The sequence below is a fragment of the Acinetobacter sp. Brlt_5 genome (genome assembly GCF_051949055.1).
Taxonomy (GTDB): Bacteria; Pseudomonadota; Gammaproteobacteria; order Pseudomonadales; family Moraxellaceae; genus Acinetobacter; species Acinetobacter indicus.
The window spans coordinates 1-12,286 of the sequence record NZ_JAYJLP010000016.1 but is presented as its reverse complement, the minus strand read 5'-3'; the positions used below and the strand labels follow the sequence as shown (position 1 = coordinate 12,286).

Here is a 12,286-nt window from a genome sequence, read left to right as displayed (position 1 = left end):
GCGTTAAATAGCCTTTAACAAGTTAACCATTTCAATTGCAGTTAAAGCAGCTTCGCTACCTTTATTACCTGCTTTTGTACCCGAGCGTTCAATCGCTTGTTCGATACTATCCGTAGTCAATACACCGTTAATGACCGGTAAGCCAGTGTCCAGGCCAACCACGCCTAAACCTTTGGCACATTCGCCTGCAACAAAGTCGAAGTGAGGCGTACTGCCACGAATCACCGCGCCCAGTGCAATAATGGCATCGAAACGATCAGATGCTGCCAGTTTTTTCGCAACAACCGGAAGTTCCCAGGCACCAGGTGCATGAACAACAGTGATATTATCCTCTGATACACCATGACGTTTCAATGTGTCGATGGCACCTTCCAGCAAATGTTCCACCACAAAGCTATTAAAACGACCAACTAAAATCGCGTAACGGCCTTCGCTCGCGAGATGTAACATACCTTCAATACGGCGAACTGCCATAGCAAACCTCGATGATTTCTTAAGTTGTTTGTTGTGCGGTGACGTATTCCACCACTTCCAAGTTAAAGCCGGACAAGGCATTGAAACGTAATGGCGAGCTGAGCAGCTTCATTTTTTCAACACCTAAATCACGTAAAATCTGTGCACCTACCCCAATGGTCTGATACTGCTGAGACAGCGCCGCATTGGATTTACTTTTCTTCGGTGCATTTAAGCTGTCCAGTGCCGGACCTAAATCCTGCAGATGACGCTGGCCAATCCAGACCAATACGCCACGATCACTATTGGCAATTTCTTTTAAGGCACGGTCCAGATTCCAGGCCGGTTCACCATCCTGCTTGTTCAGTTTTAGCAGGTCACGGGTTGGGTTAAAACCATGCACGCGAACGGTGGTCACGCCATCTTTTGGCTCACCTTTGACCAGCGCCAGATGAATATCCGGGTTACCCAGTTCACGGTAACGATACAGGTCAAAGCTGCCATATTCGGTATCAATAGTCTGCTGATCCAGACGCTCAACGGTTTGTTCATTGGTCATGCGGTAATGGATCAGGTCGGCGATGGTGCCCATTTTCAGACCGTGTTTTTCTGCAAACACTTCCAGATCGGCACGGCGCGCCATGGTGCCATCTTCTTTAATAATTTCACAAATCACTGATGCTGGCTCTAGACCGGCCAAACGGGACAGGTCACAGCCGGCTTCAGTATGACCGGCGCGGTGCAGCACACCACCTGGTTGTGCCATCAGCGGGAAAATATGACCCGGCTGGACAATATCGGCCGGTTTGGCATGGGCGGCAACCGCCGTGCGAATGGTATGCGCACGTTCAGCCGCGGAAATTCCGGTGGTGATGCCTTCTGCGGCTTCAATCGACAGGGTAAAGTTGGTGCCATGCTGGGCGCCGTTGGCATCGACCATGAGTGGCAGGTTTAACTGCTGGCAACGCTCACGGCTTAGGGTCAGGCAGACCAGACCGCGGGCATGGGTGATCATAAAGTTGATGTCTTCCGGGCGAACATGCGTGGCAGCCATGACTAAATCGCCTTCATTTTCACGATCTTCATCATCCATCAGGATAACCATTTTTCCTGCACGGATATCTGCTACGAGCTCTTCAACTGTATTGAGCGGCATCAACCTTCACCTTCTTTTTGTCTCAACGGACATTTTCATGACATTAATTGTGGCATAGTCTAACGCTTTTTCGTAGGTTTTGCCTATGCTTATCCGTTTCCCGGTCTGCTTCATTGTTATACACAGTGGCTGCTGGCTTGAAAAGGGCCGGCGTCTGGAAAAAGCTTGAATTGTGCAGAATATTTAAGCAATTGATCTGTATAAAAATATAAACAGCAGCCCGTAAAAACTGGGAGTTTTTTAAAAACGCTTTTATACATTTAGACTACGATTTAAATCAGCCAGATAAAACAGGAATGGCGAACAGGCTTGGGGTGAGGTTCAAAAATTTTAGAATGGGCAATAAAAAAAGCCCTAATCTTTCGACTAGGGCCTTTTAAATTTGGAGCGGGAAACGAGACTCGAACTCGCGACCCCAACCTTGGCAAGGTCACCGAGATTTATACCATTAAATGATGTTAACTATAAGTGTATGATTTAATTTATTATGTGTAGTTTTTAGTGGGGTGAAATTTTTAGAAATTTAGATCATTTAAGGGTATTTTGGTCACTTCATATTGGAAATTTTAATCAATAAAAGTCACCTATATTTTGGTGCTAATTTTCATGAGAAATAACAACATTATATAATTTAATATAATGATTCTTGATCCGCATGAAAATTTTTTATATTCAATTCAATAAATGAATATTATGCTCAATCCTATTTTGGATCATCTGGAGATTCTCTGTTTGAATTTGTCCAGGTGAACCGTACCGGGTTTGTCGGAGAGACACTGTTGCAAATAGAGATTTGAGTCGATGATGTTCCCTTTAAAAAGTGCTTAGAGACCGGAAACCCTTTTGATTAGACACACTTCACCCTGAGGCTGACCATAGTAGAATGATGATGGTTGTCCTTTACGTAGTGCACGCATGACTTCAATACCTTTAAAAGTTTTACCATTCACTACTTTTGTTAATTTCTTCATTAATCCAGTTTAAAAAATGGTTCACTTTCATAATGTTTTCATGCGTGCGAGGATAAACTAAGTGATGAGCAGATATAGCTATAGAGAAATCATCAGAAAATACTTTAACCAACTTTCCTGATTCCAAATAATTCTGAGTAAGTAAGTTGCTTTCTAAAACAAATCCTAGGCCATGTGTGGCTGCTTCAAGTGACATGTAAGAGCGATCAAAACTAAAAGTATAAGGAAATTCAGGAATACTTAGGCCTTGGTGTGCAAACCATTGAGGCCATGTCACCAGAGTGGATTTTGATAAAATTAGCTCTTTTTTTAATAAATCTTTGGGCCTAAATACTGGACTACGTTCAAGTAATTTTGGCGATGCAAGAACTTCTAATTTTTCACTCCGAACCGTTCTAATTTCGACACCTGTCCAATTCGAAATGCCATGACGAATATCAATATCAATTTTATCACGCGTAAAATGAAGATTTTCATAAGAACAGGACAAGTTCACCTGAATGAGAGGGTATTTTTCTTTAAATGATTCAAGGCGTGGCATTAGCCACAATAGGCCAAAACTTGGAGAAGAATGGATATATAAGCTATCTTTTGGACTGTTATTTGATGCTTGTTCAGTAGCTAATACAAGGCTATGCAGGATATTAGTAACTTCTTGATAATAACGCTCCCCAGAAGGAGTTAATGTAACACCTCTTGCACCACGTATAAATAGACTTTGACCAATCATTTCTTCTAGTTTTGCTATTTGATGACTGACAGCAGATGGTGTAAGGCTCAAAACCTCTGCTGCTTTTGCCACATTTCCTAATCGAGCAGTTTGTTCAAACGCTTGTAAGGTTTTTATTGCAGGCACTTGGTTGTAATTTTTTTCACTATTATTCATTTAAAATTCCATTTTTCTTTCGAATATTAACTAAAAATATCATAGGCATGAATATTATTCATGCCTAGTTGAGTTTAACCTTATTGCTGCTCACTGTGAAAAAAGAGAATCTAGCGATGAATAAATATGTTGAAGAAAAGAGGAATAGACATGTTACTACAAGGAAAAGTAGCGTTAATCACAGGTGCAGCATCTGAACGTGGTATTGGTCGTGCAACAGCAGAAGTCTTTGCACAGCAAGGCGCCAAAGTCATTATTGTTGATCTAGATCTTGCGCAAAGCCAGCATGCGGCTAAAGCATTGGGCGAAGGTCATTTAGGTCTAGCAGCAAATGTTGCTAATGAAGAACAAGCACACGCTGCGGTGGAACAAGCCCTTCAACACTACGGTAAAATTGATATTTTGGTCAATAACGCAGGCATTACCCAACCTGTAAAAACATTAGATATCAAGCGTAATGATTATGATCGTATTTTGGATGTCAGTCTGCGTGGAACGCTCATTATGTCTCAGGCTGTAATTCCCTCAATGAAAGAAAACGGTGGAGGAAGTATTGTGTGTTTATCATCCGTTTCGGCACAACGAGGTGGTGGTATTTTTGGAGGTCCACATTACAGTGCTGCCAAAGCTGGGGTTTTAGGATTAGGTAAAGCGATGGCTCGCGAGTTTGGTGCAGATAATATTCGTGTCAACTCACTTACACCAGGTCTGATTCAAACAGACATTACGGGTGGTTTAATGAATGATGATCGTCGTCATGACATTCTTGCAGGAATTCCACTTGGTCGCTTAGGTAAAGCACAAGATGTTGCCAATGCAGCGTTATTTTTAGCCAGTGATCTATCAGCCTATTTAACAGGTGTAACTTTAGACGTAAATGGCGGAATGCTGATTCACTAAAACTCAGTATTAGTATTAAAAAATTCAAAATAGAGACATGGCCACGAGAGGATATTGTGGCCAAATGTAAAGGGACTCGCATGATGGATACTGTATTTTCATCTGATACAGATGCTATTCGTAAATCTGCATATCGAAAAATTGCATTTCGGTTGATGCCATTTTTAATGCTTTGTTATTTTTGTGCTTACCTAGACCGTGTAAATGTTGGTTTTGCCAAACTTCAAATGATGAGTGATTTACAGTTTAGTGAAGCTGTTTATGGACTCGGTGCAGGTATTTTCTTTATAGGATATTTCTTATGTGAAGTGCCGAGCAATATTGTGCTGCATAAAGTTGGTGCTCGACGTTGGATTGCTCGGATCATGATCACATGGGGTATTTTGTCAGGCTGTTTTGCATTTGTTGAAACAGAGTGGCAATTCTATACCTTACGCTTCTTACTCGGTGTTGCTGAAGCTGGATTAGCGCCAGGTTTATTACTTTATCTTACATATTGGTTCCCCTCTTATCGTCGGGCCCGTATGACTGTGCTTTGGTTTATTGCGATTCCAATTTCAGGAATGATCGGTGGTCCTCTATCTGGCTTAATCATGGATCAAATGAACAATGTGCAAGGATGGCATGGTTGGCAATGGATGTTTGTACTTGAAGCTATACCTACAGTGGTTGTTGGTTTGCTAGTCCTCGCAGTTCTAAAAGATTCTGTTCAAGATGCACATTGGTTAACAAGTGCTGAAAAGAATTTAGTTCAGCAAGAAATCGCTCAAGATAATCAACAGAAAGAAGGGCATAGCAGTATTAAAGACTTCATTAGTGATAAACGCTTGTGGTTACTAGCTGGAATCTATTTTTGTGTCGTAATGGGACAATATGCAATTACTTTCTGGTTGCCGACATTAATTCGTAACTCGGGTATTAGTGATAACTGGCATATTGGCTTGTTGACCAGTCTACCTTATATGTGTGCCATAGTTGTAATGCTGTTAGCAGGCCGTAGCGGAGATCACTTTAGAGAGCGTCGCTGGCATTTAATTATTCCTATGTGTGCTGGTGCAATTGCACTGACCTTCGCAACATTGTTTGTGTCAAATCTAACCCTATCACTGATTTGTTTATGTATTGCGGCATCAGGTGTACTCACCGCATCTTCTTTGTTTTGGATGTTGCCAACTAACTTTTTAGGTGGTGTTTCAGCTGCCGCAGGTATTGCTGGAATCAATAGTTTTGCCAATCTCGCTGGATTTTGTTCTCCGTTTCTCATCGGCTGGATTACCACTAATACAGGTTCGAATGCCATAGGTATGTTCTTAATCACAGCAGTCTTAGTTGTTGGCGCAAGCCTGGTACTACGCATTCCAGCAAAACTGGTTAATCGTTAATAAGAGAAGCTAATCATGTCAAATATTAATAAAGAAGCTCGTATTGCTGAACTCCAGCAACGTGCATATAACATTCGTCAACATGCGTTACGTATGGGACAAGTACAGGGCCAAGGTTATGTTGGACAGGCCTTAGGTGCAGCTGATCTACTTGCAGTTTCTTATTTTCATGCAATGAAATATCAGCCTGACAATCCTGAGTGGGAAGGAAGAGATCGCTTTTATCTTTCAATAGGTCATTATGCAATTGCTTTATATGCTGCTTTGATCGAAGCAAAAGTTATTCCAATTGAAGAACTAGAAACGTATGGTTCTGATGACAGTCGTTTACCTATGTCAGGCATGGCAACTTATACCCCTGGTATGGAAATCACAGGTGGTTCATTGGGTCACGGTTTAGGCATTGCGGTAGGTGCTTGCCTCGGATTAAAGCAAAAGAAATCAGAATCCTTTGTTTATAACTTCCTATCAGACGGTGAGCTGAATGAGGGCTCGACATGGGAAGCTGTCATGTCAGCTTCACATTGGAAATTAGATAATCTCATCGCAATTATTGATGTGAATAATCAGCAAGCCGATGGGCATTCAAGTGAAATTCTAGCTTTTGAACCAATTGTAGATCGTTGGCAGTCTTTTGGTTGGTATACCCAACGCGTAGATGGCAACAATATGGAAGCTTTACTTGATGCTTTCGATCAAGCGAAAAGTCACGAAGGAACATGCCCAAGGGTCATTATTTGCGATACCAAAATGGGTAAAGGTGTTTCATTTTTAGAAAGCCGTGAAAAAACACATTTTATTCGCGTGGATGAACGTGAATGGGATGAAGCTTTAAATATATTAACCCATTACGGCAAATAAGGAGTCTAGATCCATGAGCCAATTAGCGAACTCTCCTAAGAAAAAATTAAAAACGTCTGCCATGATTGCTTCTATTGCTGCAGAAGGGCAACCAACCAAGTCTGCACCATTTGGACATGCTTTAAATGCACTAGCGAAAGAGCGTGATGATATTGTTGGATTATCAGCAGATCTATCCAAATATACAGATTTACATATTTTCGCGAATCAAAATCCAGACAAGTTCTTTCAAATGGGAATGGCCGAACAACTCTTGATGAGCGCTGCTGCTGGATTAGCTCGAGAAGGTTTCGTTCCTTTTGCCACGACTTATGCTGTTTTTGCTTCACGCCGAGCTTACGATTTTATCTGTATGGCGATTGCCGAAGATAATCTAAATGTGAAAATTGTAGCAGCCCTTCCTGGTTTAACTACAGGATATGGACCAAGTCACCAAGCAACAGAAGACATTGCCATTTTCCGTGGAATGCCAAATCTAATGATCATTGATCCATGTGATGCCTTGGAAATTGAACAGGCTATTCCGCAGATTGCTGCTCATCAAGGTCCTGTTTATATGCGCTTGTTGCGTGGTCAAGTTCCATTGGTACTGGATAAATATAACTATCAATTTAAATTGGGTAAGGCCCAAGTCATTAAGCCTGGTAAAGACCTCTTGATTATTTCTACTGGATTACTGACCATGCGTGCGCTTGAGGCAGCGGAAGAGCTAGAAAAAGAAGGGGTAGAGGTTTCTGTATTACATGTACCTACGATTAAACCATTAGATGAACAGACCATTTTAGACGAAGTGGCTAAAGGAGGTCGTCCAGTTTTAACTGCTGAGAATCATTCTGTGGTTGGGGGCTTAGGTGAAGCAGTTGGAACCTTGCTATTAAGAAATGGGCAACATCCACGTTTTGATATGATTGGTTTACCTGATGCATTTTTAGATGCAGGCGCATTACCAACACTACATGATCGTTATGGTATTTCTACAGAAGCCGTTAAAGCAAAAATTAAAAATCACTTAACCTAAGAGAGTCCAACTCTGTTAGTGAATTGAGCATGGTGTATGACAGGAGTCCCGCCATGCTGCAATTTTATCACACCACTTTTAATCCAATTTAATCATTCAAAATAGCTTATTCAATTAGCTGTTTAGGGAAACTTATATTCAAAATTTGCAGGGATTGTGCAATGAAAAAAAGTAATTTTTTATGTCTTATTAGTGTACTTATAGGAACAAATACAGAGGTGGTTCCACTTGTTTGAACAACTAAAAGCGTATTTATAAGTGATATTCCGCTCTAGTTAAGCCACCTTGTTTTGTTGGGGTAGCTGATCATAGTAAAACTCATTTGGTGTCATTTTGTCTAGACTCGAATGAGGTCGTTTCAGATTATAAAACTCAAAATATGCACTCAATTGCTTTTTCGCATCTGTGACACTGCTATAAGCTTTGAGATACACCTCTTCATATTTAACGCTCCGCCATAATCGTTCAACCATCACATTATCTACCCATCGACCTTTACCATCCATACTGATTTGAATGCCATTTGATTTCAATACATCAATAAATGCATCACTGGTGAACTGACTGCCTTGGTCTGTATTCAATATTTCAGGTGATCCATATTTTTCAATCGCTTCATTTAAAGCCGAAATACAAAAATCCACCTCCATACTAATCGATACCCTATGCGCAAGTACCTTGCGGCTATGCCAATCAATCACAGCACATAAATAAACAAAGCCTTTTGCCATAGGGATATACGTTATATCCGTAGACCACACTTGATTACTGCGCTGAATAACAGAGGTGGTTCCACTTGTTTGAACAACTAAAAGCGTATTTATAAGTGATATTCCGCTCTAGTTAAGCCACCTTGTTTTGTTGGGGTAGCTGATCATAGTAAAACTCATTTGGTGTCATTTTGTCTAGACTCGAATGAGGTCGTTTCAGATTATAAAACTCAAAATATGCACTCAATTGCTTTTTCGCATCTGTGACACTGCTATAAGCTTTGAGATACACCTCTTCATATTTAACGCTCCGCCATAATCGTTCAACCATCACATTATCTACCCATCGACCTTTACCATCCATACTGATTTGAATGCCATTTGATTTCAATACATCAATAAATGCATCACTGGTGAACTGACTGCCTTGGTCTGTATTCAATATTTCAGGTGATCCATATTTTTCAATCGCTTCATTTAAAGCCGAAATACAAAAATCCACCTCCATACTAATCGATACCCTATGCGCAAGTACCTTGCGGCTATGCCAATCAATCACAGCACATAAATAAACAAAGCCTTTTGCCATAGGGATATACGTTATATCAGTAGACCACACTTGATTACTGCGCTGAATAGCCAATCCTTTGAGCAGATATGGATATTTACGGTGAGCTTGATTAGCCTGGCTTAAATTTGGTTTGCAATATAACGCCTGAATACCCATTTTCTTCATTAAAGTACGTGTATGACGTCGTCCTATATGATGCCCTTGACGATTCAACAAATCACGCATCATACGACTGCCTGCAAAAGGATATTGCATATGTAATTCATCAATACATCGCATCAGCTTCAGATCTGATGAGCTAACAGGTTTTGGGCGATAATAATAACAACCACGAGAGACTTTCAGTAACTTAGCTTGTTTAGATACTGAAATCTGAAGTGAGTGATCGATTAACTTTTGTGGTTGAAGCGGCCCAGTTTCTTCAACACACCTTCTAAAAAATCAATTTCTAATGCCTGCTCACCGATTTTTGCATGTAACTTTTTAAGATCAATGGGAGGTTCTGATGGAGCTTTTGATTGATCGAAAGCTTGTGAGGAAGCTGAGATCAATTGATTTTTCCAGTCAATAATTTGGTTTTGATGAACATCAAACTCAGAACTCAATTCAGCAAGTGTTTTTTCTGCTTTGATCGCAGCAAGTGCTACCTTAGCCTTAAAGTCGTTTGAATGATTTCTTCTTGGTCTACGTGCCATAAAATACTCCATATATTGATGTTTATAACATCATTTGAGGAGCAGAGTATCACTTATAGGAGTTGTTCAAATTTCCGGATCCATCTCTAAGTGAGGAGGAAATGACTCTTACTATTCAGATGTTGTTTCAAGCTTTTTTTGATTGATAGAGTTTTATGTATTAAACTCTATATTGAAAGTAAATATATTGTAAAAATAGTATGTTATTTACTAATTGATTAAATTATTTACACTTATTCTGTATAATGCTCTATGAATTCATTACTTATTTTTTTAAATTAAAAATCATATGCAAAGCTTAAATGATGAAGAGTGTCGCCAAGTTGAAAGTGTAAAACAGCTTTTACAAAAAAATTTTAAAGATAAGCTTTATGCTATTTATTTATATGGTTCGTATGTTGATGGTGGTTTAAAACATAAAAGTGATCTTGATATTTTAGTTATTATTGAACGTGAAATTACCGATCAGGAAAGAAAACAATTAGCGCAGAATTTTCTAAATATATCTGTTCCGATTGGTCATGCTACAGCGCGTGCCTTAGAAATTACGATATTAGAAAAAGGGAGTATTACCAATAAAAATCATCCATATACATATCAGCTACAATATGGCGAGTGGTTGAGAGAAGAATTACTCAAAGGTGAATTACTTTATAGTCAATCTGATCCAGATATTAGTATTTTACTTAAAACTGCCCAATTACATAACATTACTATCTTTGGACCTGATATTTGCGATTGGTTAAATCCAATTAGCTATGAACAATTAATATTTGCCATGCAAAAAACTTATCCACAAATTATTGCTCATTGGAAAGACGATCAGGATGAATGTAATCAAATTTTAGCGCTATGCCGTATAGCTTATACATTAGATCATAAAACAATAGTTGCCAAGGATGTTGCTGCGACATGGTTTTTAGAATTCTTAAGTCAGATAGATCAAGACATTTTGCAACTCATAATAGATGAATATATTGGGCAAGGTCATGAGCAATGTTGGTTAGTTTTACATGATCAGCTTGCTAAAATTGTTAAAGAATTACAGCATAAAATTGAACCACTACTTTTTAACTGATGTGGAAGTAATGGATATGCTTCTTAGATTATTACCTCACTATATCTCTAAATACCGAAGAGACTTGATATTGCAAAGGGGGGCGTGGTTGGAGTTGCATGAAGATTTTAAATAAAAGCGGAGGAACTAGGGTAAAAGTTGCCAAAAAGTTTCTTCTGAAATGACTTTTATATTATGACGTTTAAGCAAAGCGGAGGTAACTCCATTGCCATAGATCTTATTCCCATTAAATTGACCATCGTAAATCATTGAACTACCACATGAAGGGCTATTTTCTTTAAGCACTACCAGAGTAGCTTTTAATAATTGAACTTTTTTTAAAGTGATGTGTGCTGAATTAGCAGGAGACTTTCACTTGGGAGATTCTAGGCAGCTAACCGATAAAAGTCTTCTGCCATTTGATTTGGTGTCTTAAAATCCAAGCCTTTTTGAATTCTTCGCTGATTATAAAATAACTCTATATATTTTGTAATATCCGCTTTGGCTTCTTCCCTTGTTTTGTAGTTGCGATGATGGACTAGTTCATTTTTGAGTATGCCCCAGAAACTCTCTATCGGTGCATTATCAAAGCAGTCGCCTTTTTTGCTCATTGAACCCTGAAAATCAAATTTCTCAAGTAAGTTTCGATATTCATTACTGCAATATTGGCTGCCTCTATCTGAATGTACAATGAGATCTTTAGCAGGTTTCTGATTGCGAATAGCCATATTCAATGCATCACAAACAAGCTTGGCTGTCATGCGCTCATTTAAGCTATAGCCAACAACCTGTTTCGTGTAAAGATCTTTGACAGCTGCCAAGTACAACCAGCCCTCAGCCGTCCAAATGTAGGTAATGTCACTCGACCACGCAAGATTAGGCTTCGTCATTGAAAACTGTTGCTTGAGTAAATTGTCATAAATAGAACGGTTGTGATCACTGTTCGTGGTTCTTTTGAAACGCTTATGGCGCTTACAATACAACTGATTTGATTTTTTTATTTGGCGCACAGCATACGTACTTATTTTGATACCTTGCGCTTGTAAATGCTTGGTTAATCGAACATAGCCATAGCTTTGTTTGGTTTCTTCATGGGCTATTTTGACCAAAATTGTCTGCTGATTTCGCTGAATTGATCTTTTACTCATGCCTCGCTTTAGCCAATCATAAAAGCGAGAAACGGATACACGAAGTAATCGAGCCATTAAAATAATCGGAAATAAGTGGCTTTGCGATTTCATATAGGCGTACCTCACTGACTTTCTTTGGCAAAGTACGCTGCTGCCTTTTTTAAAAATTCACGTTCCATTTCAGCTGTTTTGAGCTGTTGTTTAAGCTTCTTATTTTCTTCGAGTAAGGCGTTTAGATCGGGCGAATACTGTTTTGTGCCTGCTAAAGTTCCAGCCTTTGCTTTGTTATTCCAGTTCGAAAGGGTTTGCATTGAAATGCCAAGTTGTCTAGCGGATTCCGATACATTACCTTGGTTCTCTTCAATGGCTTTTATGGCTTCAGCTTTAAATTCTGCGGTGTAAGTCTTCTGTTTCTTGCTCATGGTAAACTCCTAATGAGTATGTATAGTTTACCAAGTTAAACCCTCCTGTTTTTTAAGCACACATCAATAGAGTG

10 protein-coding genes and 3 pseudogenes are annotated in these 12,286 nt (G+C 39.4%); 5 read left to right on the top strand and 8 right to left on the bottom strand.

Annotated elements, in window-relative coordinates:
• Positions 1-3 precede the first annotated feature (3 nt).
• The 4 genes and pseudogenes from ribH to VF685_RS11035 form a co-directional block, all read right to left on the bottom strand.
• Entirely contained in the window at positions 4-474 is a 471-nt protein-coding gene (ribH, locus tag VF685_RS11050; RefSeq protein WP_005181338.1) for a 6,7-dimethyl-8-ribityllumazine synthase, read from the bottom strand.
• Positions 475-493: 19 nt separating this feature from the next.
• Positions 494-1,609, bottom strand: coding sequence for a bifunctional 3,4-dihydroxy-2-butanone-4-phosphate synthase/GTP cyclohydrolase II (gene ribBA / locus VF685_RS11045; protein WP_104473595.1), 1,116 nt, complete (start codon positions 1,607-1,609; stop codon positions 494-496).
• Positions 1,610-2,433: 824 nt separating this feature from the next.
• A pseudogene (locus tag VF685_RS11040) lies at positions 2,434-2,547 on the bottom strand (IS6 family transposase); the annotation flags it as partial.
• Between the two features lies 1 nt (position 2,548).
• Positions 2,549-3,436, bottom strand: coding sequence for a LysR substrate-binding domain-containing protein (locus tag VF685_RS11035; RefSeq protein ID WP_104470991.1), 888 nt, complete (start codon positions 3,434-3,436; stop codon positions 2,549-2,551).
• A 180-nt stretch (positions 3,437-3,616) separates the two neighbouring features.
• Between VF685_RS11035 and VF685_RS11030 the strand changes: the two genes are divergently transcribed.
• The 4 genes from VF685_RS11030 (at position 3,617) to VF685_RS11015 (ending at position 7,627) form a co-directional block, all read left to right on the top strand.
• On the top strand, positions 3,617-4,366 hold the full coding sequence (locus VF685_RS11030; RefSeq protein ID WP_104484449.1) for an SDR family NAD(P)-dependent oxidoreductase: 750 nt from the start codon (positions 3,617-3,619) through the stop codon (positions 4,364-4,366).
• Between the two features lie 83 nt (positions 4,367-4,449).
• A complete protein-coding gene (locus VF685_RS11025) occupies positions 4,450-5,748 on the top strand; it encodes an MFS transporter (protein ID WP_180046511.1) in 1,299 nt (432 codons plus the stop codon).
• A gap of 15 nt (positions 5,749-5,763) precedes the next feature.
• A complete protein-coding gene (locus tag VF685_RS11020) occupies positions 5,764-6,609 on the top strand; it encodes a transketolase (protein ID WP_104484451.1) in 846 nt (281 codons plus the stop codon).
• 13 nt (positions 6,610-6,622) lie between these two features.
• Positions 6,623-7,627, top strand: coding sequence for a transketolase family protein (locus VF685_RS11015; RefSeq protein WP_100535580.1), 1,005 nt, complete (start codon positions 6,623-6,625; stop codon positions 7,625-7,627).
• 275 nt (positions 7,628-7,902) lie between these two features.
• Here VF685_RS11015 and VF685_RS11010 read toward each other — a convergent pair.
• Positions 7,903-8,406 (bottom strand): annotated as a pseudogene (locus VF685_RS11010) (IS3-like element ISAba14 family transposase); the annotation flags it as partial.
• Positions 8,407-8,470: 64 nt separating this feature from the next.
• A protein-coding gene (locus VF685_RS11005) for an IS3-like element ISAba14 family transposase (protein ID WP_099046175.1) occupies positions 8,471-9,615 on the bottom strand; the annotation gives its coding sequence in 2 pieces (ribosomal slippage) (positions 8,471-9,351 and positions 9,351-9,615; 1,146 coding nt in all).
• A 277-nt stretch (positions 9,616-9,892) separates the two neighbouring features.
• Here VF685_RS11005 and VF685_RS11000 point away from each other — a divergent pair.
• Positions 9,893-10,681, top strand: coding sequence for an aminoglycoside adenylyltransferase domain-containing protein (locus VF685_RS11000; RefSeq protein WP_038350081.1), 789 nt, complete (start codon positions 9,893-9,895; stop codon positions 10,679-10,681).
• Positions 10,682-10,807: 126 nt separating this feature from the next.
• Here VF685_RS11000 and VF685_RS10995 read toward each other — a convergent pair.
• Both VF685_RS10995 and VF685_RS10990 read right to left on the bottom strand, forming a co-directional pair.
• Positions 10,808-11,014, bottom strand: a pseudogene (locus VF685_RS10995) (DUF523 domain-containing protein); the annotation flags it as partial.
• 32 nt (positions 11,015-11,046) lie between these two features.
• A protein-coding gene (locus tag VF685_RS10990; RefSeq protein WP_119285041.1) for an IS3 family transposase occupies positions 11,047-12,212 on the bottom strand; the annotation gives its coding sequence in 2 pieces (ribosomal slippage) (positions 11,047-11,954 and positions 11,954-12,212; 1,167 coding nt in all).
• Between the last annotated feature and the right edge of the window lie 74 nt (positions 12,213-12,286).

What these genes read in the sequence shown, in the direction of transcription:
- ribH (WP_005181338.1), bottom strand. Translation starts at nt 474, where the DNA reads ATGGCAGTTCGCCGTATTGAAGGTATGTTACATCTCGCGAGCGAAGGC.
- ribBA (WP_104473595.1), bottom strand. Translation starts at nt 1,609, where the DNA reads ATGCCGCTCAATACAGTTGAAGAGCTCGTAGCAGATATCCGTGCAGGA.
- VF685_RS11030 (WP_104484449.1), top strand. Translation starts at nt 3,617, where the DNA reads ATGTTACTACAAGGAAAAGTAGCGTTAATCACAGGTGCAGCATCTGAA.
- VF685_RS11025 (WP_180046511.1), top strand. Translation starts at nt 4,450, where the DNA reads ATGGATACTGTATTTTCATCTGATACAGATGCTATTCGTAAATCTGCA.
- VF685_RS11020 (WP_104484451.1), top strand. Translation starts at nt 5,764, where the DNA reads ATGTCAAATATTAATAAAGAAGCTCGTATTGCTGAACTCCAGCAACGT.
- VF685_RS11015 (WP_100535580.1), top strand. Translation starts at nt 6,623, where the DNA reads ATGAGCCAATTAGCGAACTCTCCTAAGAAAAAATTAAAAACGTCTGCC.
- VF685_RS11000 (WP_038350081.1), top strand. Translation starts at nt 9,893, where the DNA reads ATGCAAAGCTTAAATGATGAAGAGTGTCGCCAAGTTGAAAGTGTAAAA.